The organism is Pseudanabaena sp. BC1403, from assembly GCF_002914585.1.
Lineage (GTDB): Bacteria > Cyanobacteriota > Cyanobacteriia > Pseudanabaenales > Pseudanabaenaceae > Pseudanabaena.
This window is the reverse complement of sequence record NZ_PDDM01000029.1, coordinates 19,317-38,214: the sequence shown is the minus strand read 5'-3', so window position 1 is coordinate 38,214 and position 18,898 is coordinate 19,317. Positions and strand designations below refer to the sequence as shown.

19 protein-coding genes are annotated in these 18,898 nt (G+C 41.5%); 14 read left to right on the top strand and 5 right to left on the bottom strand.

Annotated elements, in window-relative coordinates:
- The first annotated feature begins 17 nt into the window (after positions 1-17).
- The 3 genes from CQ839_RS20650 to CQ839_RS20640 all read left to right on the top strand — a co-directional run bounded on the left by CQ839_RS20650 (position 18) and on the right by CQ839_RS20640 (position 4,040).
- Positions 18-1,520, top strand: a complete 1,503-nt coding sequence (locus tag CQ839_RS20650; protein WP_103670183.1) for an FAD-dependent oxidoreductase — start codon at positions 18-20, stop codon at positions 1,518-1,520.
- A 115-nt stretch (positions 1,521-1,635) separates the two neighbouring features.
- A complete protein-coding gene (locus CQ839_RS20645) occupies positions 1,636-2,364 on the top strand; it encodes a winged helix-turn-helix domain-containing protein (RefSeq protein ID WP_103670182.1) in 729 nt (242 codons plus the stop codon).
- 578 nt (positions 2,365-2,942) lie between these two features.
- Positions 2,943-4,040 carry a late competence development ComFB family protein gene (locus tag CQ839_RS20640; protein ID WP_103670181.1) on the top strand — a complete coding sequence of 366 codons (1,098 nt, stop codon included), beginning with the start codon at positions 2,943-2,945 and terminating at the stop codon, positions 4,038-4,040.
- 230 nt (positions 4,041-4,270) lie between these two features.
- On the opposite strand, the gene yidD is transcribed toward CQ839_RS20640, so the two are convergent.
- A complete protein-coding gene (gene yidD / locus CQ839_RS20635) occupies positions 4,271-4,516 on the bottom strand; it encodes a membrane protein insertion efficiency factor YidD (protein ID WP_103670180.1) in 246 nt (81 codons plus the stop codon).
- A gap of 74 nt (positions 4,517-4,590) precedes the next feature.
- Between yidD and aguB the strand changes: the two genes are divergently transcribed.
- Entirely contained in the window at positions 4,591-5,445 is an 855-nt protein-coding gene (aguB, locus tag CQ839_RS20630; protein ID WP_103670179.1) for an N-carbamoylputrescine amidase, read from the top strand.
- A gap of 54 nt (positions 5,446-5,499) precedes the next feature.
- On the opposite strand, the gene CQ839_RS20625 is transcribed toward aguB, so the two are convergent.
- Entirely contained in the window at positions 5,500-6,273 is a 774-nt protein-coding gene (locus CQ839_RS20625; protein WP_103670178.1) for a metallophosphoesterase family protein, read from the bottom strand.
- A 384-nt stretch (positions 6,274-6,657) separates the two neighbouring features.
- On the opposite strand from CQ839_RS20625, the gene truB reads away from it, so the two are divergent.
- Positions 6,658-7,566, top strand: a complete 909-nt coding sequence (gene truB / locus CQ839_RS20620; protein WP_103670177.1) for a tRNA pseudouridine(55) synthase TruB — start codon at positions 6,658-6,660, stop codon at positions 7,564-7,566.
- A 66-nt stretch (positions 7,567-7,632) separates the two neighbouring features.
- Here truB and htpG read toward each other — a convergent pair whose 3' ends face one another.
- Positions 7,633-9,528, bottom strand: a complete 1,896-nt coding sequence (htpG, locus tag CQ839_RS20615) for a molecular chaperone HtpG (RefSeq protein WP_103670176.1) — start codon at positions 9,526-9,528, stop codon at positions 7,633-7,635.
- Positions 9,529-9,962: 434 nt separating this feature from the next.
- Here htpG and CQ839_RS25270 point away from each other — a divergent pair, with 434 nt between their 5' ends.
- The 7 genes from CQ839_RS25270 to CQ839_RS20585 all read left to right on the top strand — a co-directional run bounded on the left by CQ839_RS25270 (position 9,963) and on the right by CQ839_RS20585 (position 15,998).
- Entirely contained in the window at positions 9,963-10,118 is a 156-nt protein-coding gene (locus tag CQ839_RS25270; protein ID WP_181016273.1) for a hypothetical protein, read from the top strand.
- 24 nt (positions 10,119-10,142) lie between these two features.
- Complete coding sequence (locus CQ839_RS20610) at positions 10,143-10,955, top strand: cell division protein FtsQ/DivIB (protein ID WP_103670175.1); 813 nt, start codon at positions 10,143-10,145, stop codon at positions 10,953-10,955.
- Positions 10,956-11,094: 139 nt separating this feature from the next.
- Positions 11,095-12,378, top strand: a complete 1,284-nt coding sequence (gene ftsZ / locus CQ839_RS20605) for a cell division protein FtsZ (protein WP_103670174.1) — start codon at positions 11,095-11,097, stop codon at positions 12,376-12,378.
- Positions 12,379-12,561: 183 nt separating this feature from the next.
- On the top strand, positions 12,562-13,530 hold the full coding sequence (locus CQ839_RS20600) for a ribose-phosphate pyrophosphokinase (RefSeq protein WP_181016275.1): 969 nt from the start codon (positions 12,562-12,564) through the stop codon (positions 13,528-13,530).
- Between the two features lie 709 nt (positions 13,531-14,239).
- On the top strand, positions 14,240-14,866 hold the full coding sequence (gene ntcA, locus CQ839_RS20595) for a global nitrogen regulator NtcA (protein WP_103670207.1): 627 nt from the start codon (positions 14,240-14,242) through the stop codon (positions 14,864-14,866).
- Positions 14,867-14,998: 132 nt separating this feature from the next.
- On the top strand, positions 14,999-15,349 hold the full coding sequence (secG, locus tag CQ839_RS20590; RefSeq protein ID WP_103670172.1) for a preprotein translocase subunit SecG: 351 nt from the start codon (positions 14,999-15,001) through the stop codon (positions 15,347-15,349).
- A gap of 4 nt (positions 15,350-15,353) precedes the next feature.
- Positions 15,354-15,998 carry a Uma2 family endonuclease gene (locus CQ839_RS20585; protein WP_103670171.1) on the top strand — a complete coding sequence of 215 codons (645 nt, stop codon included), beginning with the start codon at positions 15,354-15,356 and terminating at the stop codon, positions 15,996-15,998.
- Here the strand turns inward: CQ839_RS20585 and coaE are convergent.
- Entirely contained in the window at positions 15,984-16,592 is a 609-nt protein-coding gene (gene coaE, locus CQ839_RS20580; RefSeq protein WP_103670206.1) for a dephospho-CoA kinase, read from the bottom strand. The genes CQ839_RS20585 and coaE overlap by 15 nt on opposite strands.
- A gap of 68 nt (positions 16,593-16,660) precedes the next feature.
- Here coaE and CQ839_RS20575 point away from each other — a divergent pair, with 68 nt between their 5' ends.
- Complete coding sequence (locus CQ839_RS20575) at positions 16,661-16,915, top strand: SemiSWEET transporter (protein WP_103670170.1); 255 nt, start codon at positions 16,661-16,663, stop codon at positions 16,913-16,915.
- 52 nt (positions 16,916-16,967) lie between these two features.
- A complete protein-coding gene (locus tag CQ839_RS20570; RefSeq protein WP_374937754.1) occupies positions 16,968-17,693 on the top strand; it encodes an NnrU family protein in 726 nt (241 codons plus the stop codon).
- 47 nt (positions 17,694-17,740) lie between these two features.
- Here CQ839_RS20570 and CQ839_RS20565 read toward each other — a convergent pair whose 3' ends face one another.
- Complete coding sequence (locus CQ839_RS20565; protein WP_103670168.1) at positions 17,741-18,853, bottom strand: histidine kinase; 1,113 nt, start codon at positions 18,851-18,853, stop codon at positions 17,741-17,743.
- Positions 18,854-18,898 lie beyond the last annotated feature (45 nt).

Here is an 18,898-nt window from a genome sequence, read left to right as displayed (position 1 = left end):
TTGACGTTCAGAGAAAAATGACAGAAAAACCAAAAGTAATCGTCGTTGGTGCAGGTTGGGCGGGACTAGGTGCGACCTATCAACTCACAAAACAAGGATATGACGTAACCTTACTAGAGGCGGGAGCACAAGCGGGTGGATTAGTCGCAGGATGGAAAACGCAAGGGGGAAGATCCGTTGAAGCTGGCATTCATGGCTTTTGGTATCCCTATCGCAATATTTTTTCCTTAGTTAAAGAATTAGAGCTTGATCCATTTACTGCTTGGACGCGATCAGCCCAATATTCCCCCGCAGGCCTAGAAGTTGAATCACCGATTTTTCAAGACTTACCACGCTTGCCTTCCCCTCTTGGGACATTTGCCTATACACAATTTAAAAGATTGCCCTTAAGCGATCGCCTTTCTGCATTGCCATTGATGTATGCAGTGGTAGATTTTGACAATTCTGACGATGCTTGGAAACGTTACGACGGCATAACCGCCCGCGAGCTATTTCGTCAATATGGAGTATCAGAAAGGCTATACCGTGAATCCTTTGAGCCAATGCTGTTAGTTGGTCTCTTTGCTCCAGGAGAACAATGTTCGGCAGCGGCGGCTTTGGGGATGCTTTACTATTTCATCTTGGCGCATCAAGCAGATTTTGATGTGGTTTGGTGTCGAGGTACAGTCGGCGAAAAAATCTTTAAACCTTGGTGCGATCGCATTCTTAATCTGGGCGGCAAAATCCTCACTGATCGCCGTGTTAGTGATGTTTGCGTTGATGATTCTGGCAAAATTACGGCGGTAGTATGTGGTGATGAAAGCTTTGAAGCTGATGCAGTGATTTTCTCAGTGGGCATTTCGGGAATGCAGAAAATTGTGGCGAATAGTCCTGCTTTGCAAAAGCGTAGCGAATTTCGTAACTTGATGAACTTGGGTGCGATCGATGTATTAGCAGTACGACTATGGTGCGATCGCAAAATCAATATTCCCCGTCCTTCTAATGCCTGCTTTGGTTTTGACGTAACTACAGGCTGGACATTTTTTGATCTCAACGCGCTCCATGATGAATATGCCGATGAGACAGGCTCAGTGATCGAAGTCGATTTTTATCATGCGAATCAATTTTTGCCCCTTGATAATCAGGAAATTATTGCGATCGTCCAGAAATATCTTGCTTCCTGTTTGCCAGAATTTGAGACTGCTAAAGTTGTTGACAGCAGCGTGATTCGGTTGCCTCGTGCGGTGACTCATTTTGCCCCTGGAAGTTATCAGCATTTGCTTAGATCTATCACCAGTTTCCCCAATTTATATATGAGTGGTGACTGGGTGATTACCAATCACGGCTCATGGTCACAGGAAAAAGCCTATGTCACAGGTTTAGAAGCCGCAAATTTGGTGATTCAACAATTTAGTCATGGCAACATGACTCAGATTTTGCCGATTGAAGCCGATGAACCTCATATCCAGATTGCGCGATCGCTTAATCAAACCCTAAGAAATATAGCAAAATCCTTGATTCCTAATTTCTCACTGCCATAATTAAGTTTGAATTTTGCAGTGCCTACGGTGCAACAAAATTCAAACCTGACTACATAATTAGCTTGTAATCAATGTAAAATCGGATACGGTTAGACCAACCTAATAAAACTTTTTTATGCTCTTAACAGAACAAGCTCCAGCTACTGCTAAAAATACTGTCGGTTGTATCTTGGTAGTAGAGGATGAAGCGATTATTCAAGAGGCGATCGCGCTAGCTTTGCGTGAAGAAGGTTACAGCGTTCTATTGGCTGAAGATGGTTACAGCGCTTTACAAATTGCTAAAGCTGCGGCAAGACTTGATTTAGTAATTTTAGATGTGATGTTGCCATCGATAAATGGACTGGATTTTTGCCGCATTTTGCGTCACGAAGGCAATAATGTCCCTGTATTGATGATTAGCGCTAGGGGGAATGAATCAGATCGCATCGTTGGATTGGAAGTCGGAGCTGATGATTATCTCAGCAAACCCTTTGGAATGAAGGAACTAGTGGCTCGTTGCCGAGCTTTGCTACGCCGTAGTCGTCGCGACTTTGTGGCAACTAATGCCACAGTTTACAAATTTGGGGATATCACTATGTATCCCGATGAATGCCGCGTCACGATTAATGAAACTGAGATTAATCTTTCGCCTAAAGAATTTCGCTTGCTTGATCTATTTATGAGTCATCCGCGCCGCGTCTGGTCAAGGGAGCAACTGCTAGAAAAAGTCTGGGGTGTGGATTTCGTTGGTGATAGCAAAACTGTCGATGTGCATATTCGTTGGCTGCGCGAAAAAATCGAAGTTGATCCTAGCGACCCAAAACACATTGTCACAGTTAGAGGCTTTGGTTATCGCTTAGGCTAGCAGCCTGTCGGAAAACCCAAAATCCTTGTTGTAGTAAGGTGAGTTAGCGCAGCGTAACGCACCGTCAAATTTGGAGAGTGCGTTACGCTATCGCTAACTCACCCTACTGGATAGACTAACCAGAGAAGTTAAAGCATAAAAGCCAAAAGAGGGTAGAGGCGCTTCGCGCCTCTACCCTCTTTTGGCTTTTATGCTTTGTCTAGAGTGCCTAAAGCTATACAAATTTACGCCATTCGCACAATTCTTTTATTGCAATTTATTGATACTTTGAATTTAAGCAGAAAGTCTATCAAAAAAACTTTCCGAGACAGAACAAACAAGTTTTTCGCTATACTGAAAGAAGTCGGATTCAATATAATTAGATTGTGAATAATTAGCAATAAATAGTTGAATAATTCCTGCATTCAACTAGCTATATATGCTCTCTAATGAAATTGATAAATCGGAAATGGGTTACAGGGGATAAATATTTAAGTGTATTTATTATAAAACAGAAAAACCTAAATTAAATATAGACTTTATTGCTTGTTGAATATTGACCTTGCTATTTGGTCTAATACTAATACAGGTATAAAGTAATGCTTGGATTTGTCAATGTTTTAGAAGAAATTCTGGTTAGAGAAACTTATATTCAAATCGAAGAACTTCGTCCAGAAATACAACCTAAAGTCAAAGTTGCAGAGGTAGTAGCCTATGCAATTAATCGTTTGCCACCATTATTTGCCACATCTATGAAAGGGTGGCAATATCAATATCAATACGCTTTGAATGAATTACAACCCCAAATAACTCAGTTAGTCAGACAGGGGATTAAAGCTGTCTTATTTGGCGATCCTCTACATGATCTAACGCCGCTACCTAATCACCTATTTACCAATAGTGCAGGAGTACTTTATCAGTTAAGCCGAATTTTGGGACGTAAAAATTTACGCTGGCGGGATGTCCCAATCTTAGTTGAAGCAACGGTTAGTAAAACTAACTCTGCAATTAATATAAATGGTCAGACAGTACTTCAATCTGACCAAGAAACTGTTATGCAAGATGCTAGTTATCTGAATAGACATACAAAAGCGTTACTTTCCAGTTCAAAAAGATTTATGGAAAAGCAAATTGCTCAAAAGCAACAGGAATTAAGGCGACAAGAATTATGTCTACAGGGCTCTAGTCTTTTCGTTGCTCAAGGACTGCCATATGGAAATTCTTGGGCTTATGAGAAGAAAGTAAAAGATGCAGTTGAAATGGAATATAGAGCTCTACAAGCCTACACTCTACAAGCCCAGTTAGGTTTGGTTAATGTCTTAGAGCATCTTGTATATCGAGCTATGGAGCGTATTGCAAAACCAGAGTTATACGAACGAATTAACCAAAATGAAGTAGCTGCCTATGCCCTAAATCGATTACCGCCAATGTACGCAACTAGCGATCGCGGATTTAAGTATTTAAGGCAAAGGATAATTACAGAATTTGCTCGTGAATTGGTCGGAGCGGTGCGCACTGGTGTAATGAAAGTCCTGCAAGCTTCGTATGCAGATGTTCCCCCTATATATGCGTATCAGTTTGAGCGAGAGTATGAACAATCAATGCAGGTTTTAAACAGTTTTTTTAAAAGAGAAGATATTTCACTCCACAATATTGTGCTAATTGTGCAAGATTTATTGGTGTGTCAATCTGCATAATGACGACATAGCTGTCGCCAATGGATCAAGATACAAAATCCAAAAGAGAATGGCGGCGCGAAGCGCCGCCACTCTCTTTTGGGTTTTGATTTTGTCCTAAACAGCAAGGCTTTTAATATTTATATTTTATACCAATTCACAAAAGTGTGACAACACTTCTGTGAATTAAAAAGCAAACCCTGTAAGGGTTTTAAAAGCACAAAGTGGCGTAGCCACTTTGTGCTTTGGTATTAAACTGATGCATGCTCATCTTGTTTCGGTAAAAGTTCTGGAACAGGATCATAACCACCTATATTCCAAGGATGGCAACTACAAATCCGTTTCACAGCTTGTCCCCCTCCTTTGACTAAACCAAAGCGATCGATCGCAGTCCCTGCATATTGCGAACAAGTTGGTTGAAATCGACATCTCGGCGGAAATAATGGCGAAATACACAATCGATAAAACTGGATCAATAAAATGACAAGTTTTTTCATGGATTTTTGCGTGACTGCGCTAGGCTATTGATAAAGCTATAGATACATTTTACCGTTTCCATCCTAATCTTCTGATGTCATCCCCAAAAAACGTCACGATCGCTGTTATTCAGGCATCCCTAAATGCTGATGTAGCTACTAATGTTGCTAAAATCTCCGACTTAGTGAGCAAAGCAGCCCATCAAGGTGCACAGGTGATTTTGCCACCAGAATTATTTGAAAGCCCCTATTTTTGTCGAGAAGAGCGCGATCGCTTTTTTGATTGGGCGCAACCTGTGGAAAATCATCCGACGATCGCGCATTTTCAAAAGCTGGCTCAAGAATTAAATGTGGTAATTCCTGTTTCATTTTTTGAGAAATCAGGACAGGTCTACTACAACAGTCTTGCCATGGTTGATGCTGACGGTTCATTGTTGGGAGTCTATCGCAAAAGCCATATTCCCGACGGGCCTGGCTATGAGGAAAAGTTTTATTTTCGTGGCGGCGATACGGGTTTCAAAGTTTGGGACACCGCTTTCGGCAAAATTGGCGTAGGCATATGTTGGGATCAGTGGTTTCCTGAATGTGCAAGAGCAATGGTATTGATGGGTGCAGAGATTTTGTTATACCCAACGGCGATCGGCACTGAGCCAGAAGAGCCAAATCTAAATACTAAAGATCCTTGGCAACGCGCCATGATTGGTCATGCTGTTAGTAATGTGATCCCTGTGGCGGCAGCAAATCGGATCGGCTTAGAGGGAAATCAAACTTTTTATGGTCATTCCTTTATTGCCGACCATCGCGGCGATAAGGTTGCAGAGTTGAATGACACCGAAGAAGGCGTGATTTTAGCCAGTTTTGATCTCGATCAAGTACGACTTAATCGGGCATCCTTTGGATTTTTTCGAGATCGCCGCCCTGATTTATATCAGGTTTTATTATCTCCCTAAATACCAATTCCCAAAAAACTTAAAAAAGAGGCGGCACTGAGTGCCGCCTCTTTTTTATACCCAAGACCAGCGGCGTTTTGGGGTGTTGGTCTTGCCAATTTCTAGCCTTTGCGATCGCGTCGGCATTGGTTCAATCACAGTTGTGATATCTGATAGTGAATTAACCCTTAACTCATTAGTAAAAGTATTGCATTGATAAACTGTTGCCGAATCGACATCTAAAGCTGACAACCAACCACTCTTAGGGTGGTATCCACCAGTGTCAATATCGAGCCAGCCCTTACCCAATACCAAATTTCCGGGCTTTACCCCAGGAAAGACAAAGGTGATCGTATGTCCAGTAATAATAATTTTGTCTTCAAAAAAAGGCTCTGTGGCACTATGAAACTCTTCCCGAATCCAACAAAATTCCGCAGCACCCTGTAATTCGAGCGGTAAATTAGGATTTAAGCCTGCATGAACTAGCCACACATCCCCTAAATCCACATACAGCGGTAATTGCTGCATCCACTCTAAATGTGCTTCTGGCAAACTGTCTTCTCCATAGCTCGCCAAGGTATTGGCTCCACCATTGAGTAACCATCCTTTCCAGATCAATGATCCTTCATTACTGCTAAAGGCATCAAGACACATTTGTTCATGGTTTCCCTTGAGACAAGTGTGACCATTTTCAATGATCCATTTCACAACATCGGCACTGCGATCGCCGCGATCGATCAAGTCGCCCAAAAAGAATAATTTGTCACTAGAACCGCACTTAATGAAGTCAATTAACTTCATTAAGCCATCAAACTGACCATGAATATCTCCGAATACTAATCGAGCCAACTTATCTCACCCCATATCACAAATGGTGAAGGCAAAAACATAAAGTATTGAAAGCTAACGATAGGCATGAATAAGGTGTAGTGGTCTAGAGTATTTTCAAGACATATACAACTTCAAAGAAATTTTTCTTTTATCTACTATCTATATTTTATGACAGATTTTCCTTGCTTTCGTTTCATTTTGTCTCCTGTGGTGATAAGCAAACCTCTAAAGTATCATAAGCATGAGCTAAATTGTCACTGTCACAAGAATAAACAGCAATTCTCATTATGAAACCAATCTTGAAGTACTTTGTGCATCAACCATAGACAGGATGAACGATATGCCTCCTCATTTCTACTTTCTAGGGTTTAATTAAAAATTGTCATAGTTTTTGCAATTTTTATGTTCAATGGATTTATTAGTATCGATAAGCCGCCATTTATTACGGCTCATGACTGCATAAGTAAATTACGAAAACTGCTTAAGCAAAAGAAAATTGGTCATGGCGGTACGCTTGATCCAATGGCTACAGGGGTTTTACCGATCGCAGTTGGTAATGCCACAAGGCTTTTAAGATTTTTACCAGAAGGGAAAGCTTACGAGGCAAAGATTAGGTTTGGGGTGGTAACTAATACCGATGATGTTACTGGTGCAATTTTAAGCGATCGCCCTTGCCCAGATATAAAACTTGAGGACATTGAGAAATTATTACCTTTATTTCAAGGCAAAATTACTCAACGTCCGCCAGCCTTTAGCGCTATTCAAGTTAATGGTAAACGTCTTTACGATCTTGCTCGTAGGGGCGAGATTGTCGAATCTGATATTCCGATCCGCTCTGTGGAAATTACCGAAATTCGGGTTTTAAGTTGGACAACGGGGAGCTATCCAGAATTAGATGTAGCGATCGCCTGCGGGTCAGGTACATATATTCGGTCGATCGCCAGAGATTTAGGGGAAAAGCTGGGATGTGGCGCGACGTTGTCAGGACTTAGACGTACTTATAGTAATGGGTTTGATTTAAATTCTAGTTTGACTTTTGAGCAAATTGCGGATCTATTGAGATCGCGGAGTTTTGAAGTTCTTGCTCCCGATCATGGTTTGCATTTCTTGCCAATGATGTCTCTTGATGAAGATGCGACAAAACGTTGGTGTATGGGACAGGTGATTGCAATAAAGGATGTTCTTACCGAAGGTGAGAATATCCTTTCACAGTACGTAAGAATGTGCGATCGCGATCAAAAGTTTTTAGGCGTTAGCGAAGTTATTGAAGCTGGGTTACAACCAATTGTTGTTTTAAATCCCATAAATTAAAAAAAGAGGGCGCTTTGCGCCCTCTTTTTTATATAAATTGCGGCGCGGAACGCCGCAATTTATAGTTTAAATTTTGCTAGTCAACTTAGTTAGCAATTGATTAGAACGCTGCAAGAAGCCCTTCATGCTGTCAGCATCAAAGCTCTTCTGCGCCATCAGTGCCAAGTCATAGACATGTGTACATATCAAGTTAGCTAGATCCAATGATTCTGATTTGCCACCAGCCAAAATTTGACTACTATCAAGCTCAATCAACTTCTCCATGAGCGGGTGCGTCGTATTTACAAGTAACACATGATCTTCAGGGAAGCTCACCGTACCTTGCTGCATCAATGCCATCATTTCCTGCATCCGTCGCGCTGATTCGGGCAGCAGAATGATTGCAGGTGGGGCAGAGGACACATCTTCAGTTTTAATCGCCTCAGTGCGAATTACCAATTTGGGCTTATTCAGCGCTGCACGGAAAATATCTTGGAGATGATCGCTCTTGGTTTTATTGGTTTTTGGATCGACAATTTCTGTGTTCGCTCCCTTATCAACTAGGCGATCGTCAATTTCGGCATCAACACGGGAAAATTTAATATCTTTAAATTCGCGCTCAAGGAAATTAATGAAGTGACTATCAATAAACGCATCAAATGTGAGCACTTCTAAGCCTTGGTTTTTATGCAATTCCACATAAGTACCTTGAGCGATCGGATCAGAAGTGTAGAACACTTGGTTTTCATGCTCAGCTTTGTTGCGCTCTAGATAAGCTTGCAAGGTTGTATAGTTACCGCTTTCGCTCTTGACTTCATCAGATTCACTAGTGGTGGCATACACCAAGATCTCCTTGACTTGCTGATAAAACTTGTCGCTATTCATTGAGCCAAACTTCATGAAGATACTGATATCTTGCCAGCACTTCAGAAATTCTTCACGGGAATCGCTGTAAAGGGCAGTTAGGCGATCGCCTACTTTCTTAGCAATAAAATCTTGAATCTTACGAACTTTGGGATCACCTTGCAAGAAGCTACGTGATACGTTCAAAGGAATATCGGTGCTGTCGATTGCCCCACGCAAAGGCATCAAGAACTTAGGGATCACATCATCGCAATTGTCACTAACAAAAACGTGATTGCAGAAAAGTTTGATCTGTCCGCGATTTGGGTCAATATCCGCCTTCATCTTCGGAAAATAAAGAATCCCCTTAATCACAAAAGGATAATCTGTGTTCAGATGAATCCAAAACAAAGGATCATCTTGGTAAGGATAGAGATAACGATAGAATTCTAAATATTCGTCTTTGGTGACTGATTTGGGAGATTTATCCCATAACGCAGTTTGTTTATTGATGACTTCATCATTGAGCTTGATCGGCACAGGCATGAAGTCACAATAGTTGCGAATCATCCGCTTGATCGATGCTTCTTCTAGATATTCTTCAGCATCCTCTTGCAATGTTAAGGTGATCGTCGTACCAACATTGGTGCGATCGCTATCATCAAGTGTAAAAGTCGTTGAGCCATCACAAGACCAATGAACTGCCTCTGCACCTTCTTTGTAGGAAAAGGTATCAATCTCAACATTGCTCGCCACCATAAATGACGAATAAAAGCCTAAACCAAAATTACCGATGATTTGTTGATCGCCAGTGCCGCTACTCGCGTATTTAGTAGCAAATTCTTGGGCACTAGAAAATGCAACTTGGTTAATATATTTCTTTACTTCATCCGCTGTCATGCCGATACCAGTATCTGCGATCGCTAGAGTTTTTTTCTCCTTATCAATCGTCACAACAATTTCAGGATCGGCGGAGTGATTTGTTTCACCTGCATAGGAAACCATCTTAAGTTTGCTGATGGCATCTACGGCATTAGAGATCAATTCCCGCAAGAAGATATCTCGCTCTGAATATAAAGCCTTCTTGATAATGGGAAAGATATTCTCGGTATGAATGCTGATCGTTCCCTGCTCTTGCATATCGCGCAAAGCTCCTAATTATTACTAAATGTATTGCTAAGTAACTCGGCATAATTAAAAAACCAGGGTCAAAATCCGTACCGCCCGCGCAGCGGGCGGTACGGATTTTGGAGCTTTATATTTAATTGTGCCTAGCTACTCAAATGTTACTGAGTGTTAATCAAGCCTGATTATACAGAACCAATAGCAATATCAAAGCCCTTGAGCTTGTCGCGTTCTCCGTACCTAACCTTGTATTTATGAAGGTTTGCAAAGCAAATCTATACATTTTTGTAACTCTAGTTGAAAAACCCGATTTGCTCATCTATTGTGATATCAGCACTTTTTAATCAACCTTTACAGATATGGCGATCGCAGCGGTTATCTACATCTCAGTGTCTATACTCTTAGTAATAAGTGCAGGTATATTTTTTATTAAGGCTATCCATTCATTAATGGATAAACAACAAACATCAAACTACAAGCGTAAAGAACAAGTAATGTTTTTACGCCCTAAATCTAATGATCCCTTAATGATTTCCACCCGACGGGAAGAAATCATTGCTATGCTGGAACGACAATTTGCTAGTAGCCCATCATCTGACTCCTAGCACTATGAACTAGTAGGAGCAAAGATGACGGTTGAATTCCCTATCTCCACTGGAGAGGCAGACTATGTGGCTCGCCGCAAACAACTGCGGAAACAACGCCGCCTTCGCATCTTTCAACGCATTTGGCAGTTAACATTCATCACAGGACTTACTGGCGCGATGCTCTGGATAGCTATGCTCCCAGAGTGGCAGTTACGTAGTGCTAACCAAATTGAGATTGAGGGGAACAATCTGCTTTCCAAGGAAACCATCAAAAAATCTCTAGCTATTCAATATCCACAGTCGATTTTTCAAATTCAACCTCAATTGATCGCTACCCAATTAGAAGCAAATGCCCCAGTTTCTAAGGTTTTAGTTTCGCGCACCATTTTCCCGTCCAAGTTGACTGTTCAAGTCCAAGAACGTTTGCCGATCGCTAAATCTACACGCAAAGGTCAAAAAGGGTTTCTTGACACTGAAGGCATATGGGTATCTGCTAAAGCTTATCCATCAAATATTAATAAACCTAATCTCGTAGTCTTAGAGCCAAATGATAAGGTGATTGGTCAATGGTCAACCCTTTATCGCCAAATTAGCCAGAGTCAGGTCAAAATTTCGCAAGTAGATGCTAGAGATGAATCAAATCTTATTTTGACTACAGAGCTTGGTCTGGTATATTGTGGCACATACAAACCATCACTATTTACCACACAGTTAGAGACGCTTGATCGACTGAGAGCATTGCCCGAAAGATTGAAATCAAAAAGTTTTAGCCACATTGATATCAGTCAGCCCAGCAATCCGATTTTGGAAATGAATTTGCCATCCAAAGATAAATCTTCTGAAACAAAATCTTAAACTGTCGTTTTAAGGCTATTATTATTTTTTTCTGGTAGGTTTAAACTGTTACTCGAACTTTTGACTCGAATGGGGTTTAAGCTTAGCAAAATCTAGAGAGCATCAGTAAAACGATTCTATTTATGACATCCCTCGATAAATGACATCTCAAAATGACTGGTCAGATTTGGACTCAAATGGTTCGGAAAACGGAGAAGTAGACGTGCAAATGGATGAACTTTCTGAGTTTTCAAATAACTCTAGACTACACCTAAGTCACTCTCACAATCGTATGAAGCAGCAGTTAGGCGTTGATGCAAAAGCGGATAATATCATGTTGGGCAGTGTTGCAAAAATTAAGGTAATTGGTGTTGGCGGTGGCGGTGGCAACGCTGTAAATCGCATGATCGCCAGTGATGTGGTTGGTGTAGAGTTTTGGTCGTTTAATACAGACGCTCAAGCATTACTGCAATCCTCCGCTTCTAAGCGATTTCAGATGGGTCAAAAACTGACCAGAGGTTTGGGAGCAGGAGGTAATCCTGCGATCGGACAGAAGGCTGCCGAAGAGTCTCGTGATGATATCGCTGCGGCTGTCGAAGGAGCCGACTTAGTATTTATTACCGCAGGTATGGGTGGTGGTACTGGCACTGGAGCCGCGCCAATTATTGCTGAGGTTGCCAAAGAGGCAGGCGCATTAACGGTTGGCATAGTCACACGCCCTTTCACCTTTGAAGGTAGAAGACGTGGACAGCAAGCCGAAGAAGGAATTGCAGGGTTACAGAGTCGCGTTGACACTCTGATTGTTATTCCCAACGATAAGTTACTCTCTGTGATTTCTGAGCAAACCCCAGTCCAAGAGGCATTTAGGGTTGCTGATGACATCCTGCGTCAGGGAGTACAAGGTATATCTGACATTATTATGATTCCTGGTCTTGTTAATGTTGACTTTGCAGATATTCGCGCAATTATGGCGGATGCAGGATCAGCAATGATGGGCATTGGCATCGGCTCAGGCAAGTCTAGAGCCAGAGAAGCAGCTATGACTGCTATTTCTTCACCTTTATTAGAAACCTCAGTCGAAGGGGCTAGTGGAGTTGTCTTCAACATCACAGGTGGCGAAGACATGACTTTGCATGAAGTCAACGCAGCAGCTGAAACGATTTATGAAGTTGTTGATCAAAATGCGAATATTATATTTGGTGCAGTGATTGATCCCAAGATGGATGGTGAGATTCGGATTACGGTAATTGCGACTGGCTTTGCTCCCAAATCACATCCAGCGATCCCACCACAAATTTCTAAAAAAGTTCAACCTCTGCCTCCTAGCCCGCAACCAAGAACGTCAGCTTCTTCAATGCCCAGTACTTCCCAACCTGAAATTAAGCTTAGTAAGCCAGGACTTGATATTCCCGATTTTTTACAACGTCGCCGCCCACCTAAATAAGAGCCATAAATTTAGAGGCTGTGCTTCTAATTTACGGCTCTTATTTCATGCTGGCTGAAAAAAAATATCTAATTTAATCATAAACAGATAGTACGAATAGCGAATTAAGCCTGACAATAGAATGATGGCTATGTTACCTCCTGATAAATTGCAGTGACACACTTAACGACTACTAGGCATGGAATTCACCGACTACCTTCTTTAAATAGTGGTGAAGACCGACTTAGGCTGTTTGCTGGCTCAGCAAACTTGCCACTTGCCCAAGAGATTTCCCGTTATTTAGGTATAGAACTAGGGCCTATGGTGCGAAAAAATTTCGCTGACGGGGAAGTCTACGTGCAAGTACAGGAATCGATTCGGGGTTGTGATGTTTATTTAATCCAACCGACCTGTCGCCCTGTTAACGACCATTTGACTGAATTATTGATTATGATTGATGCCTGCCGTCGCGCATCAGCAAGACAGATCACCGCAGTAATGCCCTACTACGGCTATGCCCGCGCCGATCGCAAAACCGCAGGACGAGAGTCTATCACCGCGAAATTAGTTGCTAACTTAATCGTGCAGTCTGGAGCCGATCGTGTGATTGCGATGGACTTGCACTCAGCTCAAATCCAAGGATATTTCGATATTCCTTGCGATCATGTTTATGGCTCACCAGTTTTATTTGACTATCTCAATGAAAAGAAGCTACCTGACTTAGTGGTGGTTTCACCAGATGTAGGGGGGGTAGCTCGTGCTCGTGCTTTTGCCAAAAAACTTGATGATGCTCCTTTAGCAATCATTGATAAGCGTCGCCAGAGTCATAATGTGGCTGAAGTGATGAATGTGATTGGAGATGTGTCGGGTAAAACTGCTGTTCTTGTCGATGACATGATTGATACGGCTGGGACGATTTACGAAGCGGCTAAGCTGTTGAGAAAAGAGGGGGCGCGACAAGTTTACGCTTGCGCAACCCATGCTATTTTTTCACCGCCAGCGATTGATCGTTTATCAAGTGGCGTGTTTGAAGAAGTAATCGTCACCAACTCGACACCTGTAAGACAGGAGAACTACTTTCCTCAATTGCGGGTACTATCAGTTGCTGACCTCTTAGGTGAGACAATCTGGCGTGTTCACGAAGATACTTCGGTAAGTAGCATGTTTAGATAGCGATCGCCATTTATTTCTTGAATATGTCAGTTTTTATTTCGTAATCATTTTCGCAATCATACTTAATTCAAGAAAATGTGCAGTATGATACAAATTGCAATTATGTAGTAAGTTTAAGTGAGAATACTCATATCAATTGCTAGACAAACTTTCTAAAGTTATGACCTATTTTGACGAATTAAAGGAGTTTTAAAGGCTTTATATAGTCATGATTTTAAGTGAATGTACAAGCGATCTACATGTAGATTATCTTTGTACATTTAGATGCAAATCAACATATGTCACTCCACTCGATTGTTTGCTGACGTACTTTCCATGCAATTGTCATTATTTGTGATAAAGACCCTCTATCAATAGGCTTCCATCACAACTAATTTTGGGATTTTCGGCACTTTAGGTGTTGAAAATCCCAAAATTAGTTTCATAATTAAAGTTGCTGATACTTTTCTAAAGATTGGTGATCGCAATTGATTACGATTTTTTGATAGATTGTCTGTTTTCTCGTCTGAATAAAATCTAATACCAATTCTCGAAAGTGTAGTAGCACTTTCAAGAATTAAAAATCAAACCCAGCAAGGTTTTGATGTTCTAAAAATGGCAACTTCATTTTTAGAATAGGTATAAATGATGCTTTATATATTGTTTTGTTTTTGGTTAAAGAGGATATATAAGATTGGCTGACCGTGCTCTTGTTGAAGTCTTTCGCGAAATGAATGGGGGGATGTTCCCACCCATGACGGAAACGTTTGAACGCGGTAAGACGATTTTTTTTCCTGGCGATCCTGCTGAACGTTTTTACTTTTTGGTTAAGGGTGCTGTAAAACTTTCTAGAGTTTATGAAGCAGGTGAAGAAATTACTGTTGCCCTATTACGTGAAAATAGTGTGTTTGGAGTTTTGTCTTTGATTACTGGCAATCGCTCCGATCGCTTTTATCATGCAGTTGCCTTTACGCCTGTCGAGTTGCTTTCTGTACCGATTGATCAGGTTGAAAAGGCTCTGAAGGAAGATTCTGAATTGCCGATGGTATTATTGCGCGGATTGTCATCAAGGATTTTGCAAACGGAGATGATGATTGAGACGCTTGCCCATCGGGACATGGGATCAAGGCTAGTAAGCTTTTTGCTAATTCTTTGTCGTGACTTTGGTACACCTTCGACTGACGGCGTAACGATTGATTTGAAGCTATCCCATCAGGCGATCGCGGAAGCGATCGGCTCCACACGAGTAACGGTAACTCGATTGCTGGGCGATTTGCGCAAGCAAAAAATGATCGCAATTTCAAAAAAACGAATTACAGTGCATAACCCGATTGAGTTAGGTCAGCAATTTGCCTAATTTAAACCCAAAATCTGTACCGCCCGCTACGCGGGCGGTACAGATTTTGGGTTTTACATTTAATTTTGCTTAGCTACTTAGTAGATGCGTTAAGCTGTTTATAGAAAACCATATAAAGAAAACTATCTAAAAATGTACGAAACCTTAAAAATAGTCTGGTCTATTGTTGCTATTTGCTTAGTGGTCTTAATTCTCTTACATAGTCCTAAAAGTGATGGTCTGGGTGGCTTTAGTGGTCAAGCTCAATTGTTCTCAAGTACCAAAAGCGCAGAAACAGCTCTCAATCGAGTCACTTGGTTTTTAACCGCAGCTTTTTTGGGCTTAACAGTGATGCTTAGTGGTGGTTGGCTTACTAAGCCAACGGTAACGGCTCCGATCCCTGCACAAGTTGCTCCTGCAACTCAGACTGCACCTAATGCACAACCAATCCCTCTAAATTTGCCAGCAACAACTCCAGCAACAACTCCAGAAAAACCTCAGTAATAACATGACGGCAATTCTGCCTAAATCTAGCGATCGCGCAAGTAATCATATATTGCTGCCATCGATAAGATGGGAGACGTATCGTGCGATCGCCGATGATTTAGAATCTCAGCCCAGTAAGCGCCTCACCTATGACAATGGGCTGTTAGAAATTCGGATGCCATCTGACCTGCACGAAAATTATAAAAAGATTTTGGGTCGCATTGTCGAGGCTCTGACTGAGACACTAGGAATGGAAATTCTTAGTTTAGGTTCGATGACTTGCGATCGCGAAGATTTAGCAAGAGGTCTAGAACCAGATCAATGCTATTACATCCAGAATGAAGCGAAGGTTTGGGGTAAAGACAAGATTGATTTACAACTCGATCCGCCACCAGATTTAGCGATCGAAATTGATATTACGAGTAGTTCGCTGAATCGATTTTCTATCTATGCCCAATTAGGCGTACCTGAAGTTTGGCGCTATGACGGGCAGGTAATTACGATTCATTATTTAGTCGGCGCACACTATTCTTTGAATGATTATAGTATTGCTTTTCCTTTACTAAGAACTAGCGATCTTCAGAATTTTTTAGAACTCAAAAGTACTCTCAAAGAAAATGCTTTGATTCAGCAGGTACGCCAATGGGCGATATCAACTCACGTTTAAAAATATGCCGTGTGATGAGTTAAGTAGCGCTTGATCAACTTGAAAAAATAGCTCTTCGGTATTATCAGAGTTAACTATTATTATGTCAGCTAATTCAATTTTTTCAGATTGAGACATTTGACTAGAGATTCTCTGTAGCGCTTCAGATTCTGAAAGATGATTGCGGTTAATTAGTCTTTGCAACTGTTGTTGGGGATCGCAAGCGATCGCCCATGTCTCGGTCACTAAGTCTTCCATTTTTGCCTCAAACAGTAAGGGAATCACCATTACCACCGTTGATGGCTCTAAATGTTGTGCTTCAGCAATTAAGCATTCTTGGACATAGGGATGGATTAGTCTTTCCAGCCATTGACGCTCGATTTCGCTCTCAAATACGATCGCGCCCAACTTGCGGCGATCAAGGTTTCCTTGATCATCAAAGATTAATTTGCCATAGCGATCGCGGAGTTTTGCAAGGCTATCGCCTGTTAAAGCTTGTCTAGCATATAAATCAGCATCAAGAATTGGCAGTCCATAGGTCTGATGCAAATAATCAGAGACGGTGGTTTTACCTGTGGCAATGCCTCCTGTGATGCCAATGATGCGCTGATTCATGTGATTTAATTCTAATTTGGGATGCTCTGCTGAGCAGAACATCCCAAATTATCCTATTTATTGAACTCATGGATTTCACCAATATTCTTGGATTTACAGCTGCATCTCTAACAACTATTGCTTTTTTGCCCCAAGTAATTAAGGTTTGGCGATCGCACTCAACTAAGGATATTTCTTTGCCAATGTTGGTTACTTTTATTGCTGGGATAACGCTCTGGCTAATTTACGGCTTATTAGTAAATGCTGCACCCATCTACCTTGCTAATGGCATTACCTTGATTTTGAATCTACTGATTTTACGATTTAAACTTAAATATGGATAAACTAGTGAGAATGGTGCAAAGCACCGCCATCACTAAAGTTAATAGTTTTAATATGACCTCTCTTAGCTCCTTCTTCTCGACTTACTTCACCCATTTTGTAATGTTGGGGCTGATTTTGACCTTTGCGATCGCCCATAGTGGGCTTGCCGAATTACGGATGTGGGCAGAGGAACGGATTGGAGCAAGGCTATATCGAGTAATTTTTGCACTAGTTAGCATTCCCCTTGCGGTAGTACTACTTATTTATTTCTTCAACCATCGTTATGACGGTGAACAGTTGTGGAATGTACAAGGAGTTACGGGCGTAAGTGAGTTTGTATTGATTCTTTCAGCAATTTCATTTCTTTTTCTTTATCCTGCTACGTTTAACTTAACTGAAGTTGCTGCGATCAAAAAGCCAGAGGTACATTTATTTGAAACGGGGATCATTCGTATTTGTCGCCATCCACAGATGATTGGTCAATGTCTATGGGGCATAGCTCATGCACTTTGGGTAGGAACGTCTTTTACATTGGTAACAGCGATCGCATTAGTTATCTATCATTTATACGCTGTGTGGCATGGCGATCAGCGTTTGTTCAAACGATATGGCGATGCTTTCTTAGCGGTGAAGGAGCGGACTTCAGTATTGCCATTTGTGGCGATCGCTCAAGGTCGTCAGCAATTAGTTTTAAAAGAATTTGTGCGCCCTGCTTATATTGGTGTTGCAATTACGATTGTTTTATTTAGATGGCTACACCCGATCGCAATTACTGCATCTGCAAATGTAAATTGGTAAAAAATTCAAATCAAAAAAAGAGGGTGTTTTACCCCCTCTTTTTTTCATTAATAAACGGGAAGCGTAAAGCGGAAGCAACTGCCTTTTTTGCCGATCGCGTCATCAACCCAGATGTGACCATAGTGGGCGGTAATAATACGGCGGCATAGTGATAAACCAATACCATAGCCATCGGCATCACCATCGCGTTCTAGACGATAACGCTCCTCAAATACGCGATCGCGCATTTCTGCAGGAATCCCAAGGCCGTTGTCAGTAATGCTAACTTCAATCTTTTGGGCAGTGCGATGCATGACTGTAAGCTCTATTTTGCCGCCTTCGGGGGTGTATTTAGTAGCGTTGCCTAAGAGATTTATTAAAACTTGACGAATTTTTTCTTGATCTACATAAACAGGCGGCAAATCGTTAGGAATATCCTTGACTAATTTTTGGTGCTTTCCCTCAAGACATTTACTGAAATAAAAATCGCTCAATACGCTATGACAAAGCTGATCAAATTGGATTTTTTGTCGTTGGGTGCGAAATTGGGCATTAGCCCCCCGTCCTGCTTCGAGAATGTCGGTAATCATGTTATCGGCATCCCGTGCTTTGTTGCGAGCATGTTTGAGTAGACGAGATACCATTTGCGGATCGATTTTGTCGCCGCTTTTTTCGATGGTGTCGATCGCTAATAAAATTGCGGTTAGGGGGTTTCGCAGATCATGAGCTAGCATCCCTAACACGCGATCCTTAAAACGAATTTGCTCTTCAATTTCAGATTTCTCTTGCGACAGTCTAAATACGTCATCAGCAAGACGTGCAACTTCATTCATGTAGTCAATATTCTGAGCAAGTTCAGGCGGATGGTTATTTGTTTTGTCTAATACCTGCTGTTTCCAAGTATCCAAGCTATTTTCTAGCTGTTTGAGTATGTTTTTCCCCGCGATCGTTTGTCTTGGTAAAGGTGATAATTTGAGCAAGGCTGGTGACATGACCACTTTAAATAGTTCGGCAAGTTGTGGCTGACTGGCGACATTAATAATTTGGAGTTCGGATCGACAATCACTTTCTCGTTGCAAAAATTCCTCCACATCCTTGACTAAATCTTTTGCCTTGGGGCGATCGTCAATAAATAGTAAGAGTTGTAGGGTTGATTCAGGTAATGTTGGAATAGTCCTCATTACTTTTCGGACTCGCAACGGATTTTTTAAGACATTCTTAATAAT